The sequence below is a fragment of the Endozoicomonas ascidiicola genome (assembly GCF_001646945.1).
Classification (GTDB): domain Bacteria; phylum Pseudomonadota; class Gammaproteobacteria; order Pseudomonadales; family Endozoicomonadaceae; genus Endozoicomonas; species Endozoicomonas ascidiicola.
In genome coordinates, this window is the sequence record NZ_LUTV01000006.1 from 361,491 (window position 1) to 366,490 (window position 5,000).

Genomic DNA, 5,000 nt, shown 5'->3' on the forward strand with positions numbered 1-5,000 from the left:
GCATCGTCGTTCAATTTCCCGGGAACTGAAAACACCATGGCTGTAAGCGTAAATTAAGATAGAGACAATCAGCTTTGGAGGGTACGCATGCTGGCYGAGATGATGGTATTTTTTTTCGACTTCTAAAGTGTCGATTCTCTGAAAGAGCAGTTCGTAGGTAAAGCAATCGTGGTCGCTGGGAAGCAGGTCAAAGATGTTGGTTGGAAACAGCAAATGCTGGTTGAACTCAACAGGGCTATCCTTGAATTTTGGAGGTGGAGACATTTGGCATCATTATATTTGGTTTTGAGGTTTATCATAACTGATTTGGCTATTCTCGGTCAGCCTCCTAGTGCACGTGCGGAGGGGTGATAAATAGATGGCAAAAAACTGCTAGCTAATCAACCATTTACTGTAATTAAACTCAATTAAGATTATGAATGTCCCAAAAGATCTGACAGCTAGCTCGTAGTCAAAGCCAAAAACTGATTCAAAGAGCTTGCTGCCAGCTACCAATCCTGAACTGGTGTAAAAAAGAAAATCAGGATAAAGCCAGCACTGACCGGTTGCAGGATATACTTCAGATCGGAGAACCAGTTGGAAAAAATTCCGGAAGCGTCAAAGAATCGTTTGCAACTACACTGTATATTCTTAAACGACGAGCCACAAGAAGCCAGTTCAATCAGGTTCCTCCCAATAGCCCTAGCCAGATCGCCTCAAACCCGGTAGCCCTACAAAAGCCAGCCACTCATATCAGAAACACCAGCACTTAATGCCTCCGACCGCGGCCACAGTGAGCGCCCGCCAAGAAAATAGCAGAGGAATGTAATCGTTATCCGGAGTTGTCCATCCATGACAATTTTCTCTAAAAAGTATCTACATAAAAACTAGTTCAAATCGTCTCCACCGATCATTCAATTAAAAAATTGATAAGTAGGTGATAGTTTGCTTTCGACTATTTTTCAGAGCATAAATCTTGCGATACCACTGACTTAAGGCTTGGCTACCAAAGGTTTGAACTACTTTCTGGTCAAATAAACTAAATATCCGATTACAAAGTATTAACTACTTAGCTATATTAAATAAGTCATAGAAATGACCAATCAATAAACCAATTAACGATATTAGCTACGATAGAAAATAAAATAATCATGGATATATAAAAATGGAACCTTTATTACCACCAAGCACTTTCAAGTTTGATAACATACCATCTGAACAGAAACCTGATCAAGATTACAAAGGAGTCGATGAAAACAACAAAATAACTTCAGTATTCAATCACAAAGGAGAAATCAACAAATCGGTAAATTTCAAAGAAAGATCTGTAAAAAGATTTTTTCAAAACACACAATCAATTAAACAATCAAAGAACAAACATGAGTTTCAAACCAATTTAGCAAAAAAGCGTGCAGAAATCCTATCAAAAGCAACCACTCACTTGACTATAAAAGAAAATGACGATGGATCTGATTCCGGAATTGAGAGAGCACTACTTGGGCTAGTTGATGAATGCAAGACCGATCAGACAAAGAATAACAATGAATTTATCAAAGTAAAAGGACTAAAAAAACAAATCAATAAAGATATTAAAAAATATTTCTCCAATGAACTGATAATGGCAGGAACCCCTGATAAACTGCGCCAACTATCTGGTAGATTCAGTAATATCCAAGACCAACTTAATAAAGATACTAGAAAAGACATTCAATCAATGATAGACCACCGTTGCGACAGAGTAGTAGAGCAGCTAGAAACCCACATGGAACAATCAGATATAAGGAGTATTCCAGCCGATATTGCTTTGGGTGCGAAGTGTCGATTTACCACTGATTGGACTGATGCTATTGAAGCTGTTTCTAAAAAAAGCTTTAAGAATAATAAGCAAGCTTTAGGCAGTCTAATTTTCAAAGTCTGGGGTATTGTCCTGACATCAGTAAAACCTCACCCCAGCAACCTCAAAGAAACTAAAAATTCCCTAGATACAATTCAGACGCTATCACCTATGGTAGAGAAATGTATTAAAAAAACATTAGATACACACTCCAATGCTTATAACAGAACAACTCAATCTACAAAAGAATGCGTGGAATCGCTAGAAAATGAACTTGGAAAAATCCCTGATGGCGTAAAGAATTATCATGACAAGTTAAATGAAATATACTCATTAACCGACCAGATAGAAGAATCTAAAACAAAAGCATTAAATCTACAAAAAGAGGTTGATAAAAAATCCACTGAGCAAGCAGTTCTTAAAGAAAAGAAAAAGCTTGGTGTTTTAGGCAAACATAAAATTTTCCGAAGACTTTCCCCTGACTATCAACATGAACGAGGAAAGATAAAAGATGCGAGAGGAACTCTATCCAAGGAGCTAACTAAGGCTACCTTGGCAAAGAATACGTTACAAAACGAGTTAGAAACTGCCAAAGAAGAAAGCGTTAAGTTAGCGACTGATACTCAGACAGCAATTGAAAAATACGCATTATCCATTAAGGCTCTAGACGTATTTAGTGATCTGCCATATACGGACGTTTCTGGTATAACAACAGAAGGTCTCAGAAAGTTTCTAGAAGGCAAACAGATCCTTGATACTGTAACTTTAACTTATGAAACTCAAGCTCTACCAAGCCCTGTAAGCACTAGCAGCACTGACTATGGCGAACAAGTTGATCCCCGACAGCCAGCTCTTAATGAATTAGCCGATCAGCAATTTTCTTATTTTGACCCACGTAATGAGATCGAAGGAAGCCTTGAATTTTTTATTGCCGACGATTCGACTGATCGATCAATCGAATCGGAAGACCTTGCTTGGATAGAGGAGCGAGGCAATTATTCAATGAACGTAGCTAAAGTTGACCTGAAAGCTCTAAGTAGCTTTATTTCATATTATCAATACGCATTCAATATGAAGTCCGATCAGGGTACTTACCATAATACACAGGCTCTATTCGATGGCTATGAAAAAGGCTTGCAACTCTTGGAAGCTTCCCAAACTGTTGACCAAGCAAAAATAACCCTGAATTATATTCTAGTTTCACCTCAACAGACCACCCCTAGGCCTATCGAAGAAGATCAAGACCGGCATACACTGAAATCTAATCTTACTTCTCCAACAAATACTAATGAACGACCAGGACATCATATCAACAAACGAGAGTCGAGCAGTGCCACCCCTATTAATAGACAAAGCTCACCCCTTAATTTGGCAGCCCAGTCTTCTTTGCTGGATAAAATCCCTTTAGAAACCCAAGTTTATAATATATTAAATAAATATGCCCAGCTGGAAGAAAGTACTACTGATGGCGACTCTGGCTTCGGTGAAATGCGTCTATCATTTAAAGACGGAGAAAGAGAGCAGGCCATAAAAGCTCTCCAGCCAGTACTTACCGACAAGTTCAAGAAGTTAAAGCAAGATGAAGTGGAAGAATTAGCAAATAAGCTATGCGAATTGAAGACAGTTGATGAAGAAAAAATTACCAAAACTCTAAATAGGTACTAGAAATCGAGGGAAAAGCCAATTATAGCAACTTCAAAAGGTAACTGCTCATTTTTTGGTGGTAAAAACACACTATCTGAAAGTTCTTCATTGATTTGATTCTACTGGGCTACAGAGACATCACGGCGAAATCCACCACCAAATTTTGAGCAGTTACCTTTAAAAGCCAGAACAGTTTTTTGTGTATACGATAGATAGATACCAGTAATTATTTTTATACACACAGTAAAAACCCCAACAGATTGCTCTATTGGGGTTATCTAATTAGTGCCTGGCGATGACCTACTCTCACATGGGGAAGCCCCACACTACCATCGGCGATAAGTCATTTCACTGCTGAGTTCGGGATGGGATCAGGTGGTTCTAACTTTCTATGGTCGTCAGGCGTAACTGGTTTGAGTTATGGGCTGTGAGTTTTGAGTCTCACTTCCCATACTCCGGAATCCATAATAAATTAAGCTGTTTTCTTGCTTTACACTCTACTGCTACTGCTACTGCGTATGGCTTTTACTGTTGCCTCGTTACTCATAACTCGTAACTCACAACCGTGTTCAAATCGCTTTGGCGTTATATGGTCAAGCCGCACGAGTCATTAGTATTGGTTAGCTCAATGCCTCACAGCACTTACACACCCAACCTATCAACGTCATAGTCTTTAACGGCTCTTCAGGGGCATCTAGTGCCCAGGGAAGTCTCATCTTGAAGGGGGCTTCCCGCTTAGATGCTTTCAGCGGTTATCCCGTCCGAACATAGCTACCGGGCAATGCGTCTGGCGACACAACCCGAACACCAGTGGTCCGTCCACTCCGGTCCTCTCGTACTAGGAGCAGCTCTTCTCAAACTTCCAACGTCCACGGCAGATAGGGACCGAACTGTCTCACGACGTTCTAAACCCAGCTCGCGTACCACTTTAAATGGCGAACAGCCATACCCTTGGGACCGGCTTCAGCCCCAGGATGTGATGAGCCGACATCGAGGTGCCAAACACCGCCGTCGATGTGAACTCTTGGGCGGTATCAGCCTGTTATCCCCGGAGTACCTTTTATCCGTTGAGCGATGGCCCTTCCATTCAGAACCACCGGATCACTATGACCTACTTTCGTACCTGCTCGAGATGTACCTCTCGCAGTCAAGCTGGCTTGTGCCATTACACTAACCGTACGATGTCCGACCGTACTTAGCCAACCTTCGTGCTCCTCCGTTACTCTTTGGGAGGAGACCGCCCCAGTCAAACTACCCACCACACAATGTCCCCGATCCCGTTTCAGGACCTGGGTTAGAACTCCAATATTGCCAGGGTGGTATTTCAAGRTTGRCTCCACRHKAACTRGCGTCMWCGCTTCAAAGCCTCCCACCTATCCTACACAAGCAACATCAAAATCCACTGTGAAGCTATAGTAAAGGTTCACGGGGTCTTTCCGTCTAGCCGCGGATACGCTGCATCTTAACAGCGATTTCAATTTCACTGAGTCTCGGGTGGAGACAGCGTGGCCATCGTTACGCCATTCGTGCAGGTCGGAACTTA

Annotated in this window: 2 protein-coding genes, 2 rRNA genes and 1 pseudogene (1 of these 5 only partly in view); 1 reads left to right on the forward strand and 4 read right to left on the reverse strand. The window is 41.5% G+C overall.

What is annotated here, in order from left to right:
* Both AKL11_RS26080 and AKL11_RS26335 read right to left on the reverse strand, forming a co-directional pair.
* A partial coding sequence (locus AKL11_RS26080; protein WP_216636818.1) for a transposase occupies positions 1-264 on the reverse strand: 264 nt, incomplete at its 3' end.
* Between the two features lie 171 nt (positions 265-435).
* Positions 436-833 (reverse strand): annotated as a pseudogene (locus tag AKL11_RS26335) (sodium:solute symporter family transporter); the annotation flags it as partial.
* Between the two features lie 311 nt (positions 834-1,144).
* On the opposite strand from AKL11_RS26335, the gene AKL11_RS18485 reads away from it, so the two are divergent.
* A complete protein-coding gene (locus AKL11_RS18485; RefSeq protein ID WP_067520240.1) occupies positions 1,145-3,478 on the forward strand; it encodes a hypothetical protein in 2,334 nt (777 codons plus the stop codon).
* A 266-nt stretch (positions 3,479-3,744) separates the two neighbouring features.
* Here AKL11_RS18485 and rrf read toward each other — a convergent pair.
* Together rrf and AKL11_RS18495 are read right to left on the reverse strand one after the other, a co-directional pair.
* Positions 3,745-3,860: ribosomal RNA gene (rrf, locus tag AKL11_RS18490) — 5S ribosomal RNA — on the reverse strand.
* Positions 3,861-4,046: 186 nt separating this feature from the next.
* A 23S ribosomal RNA gene (locus AKL11_RS18495) occupies positions 4,047-5,000 on the reverse strand; it runs 2,435 nt beyond the window's last position.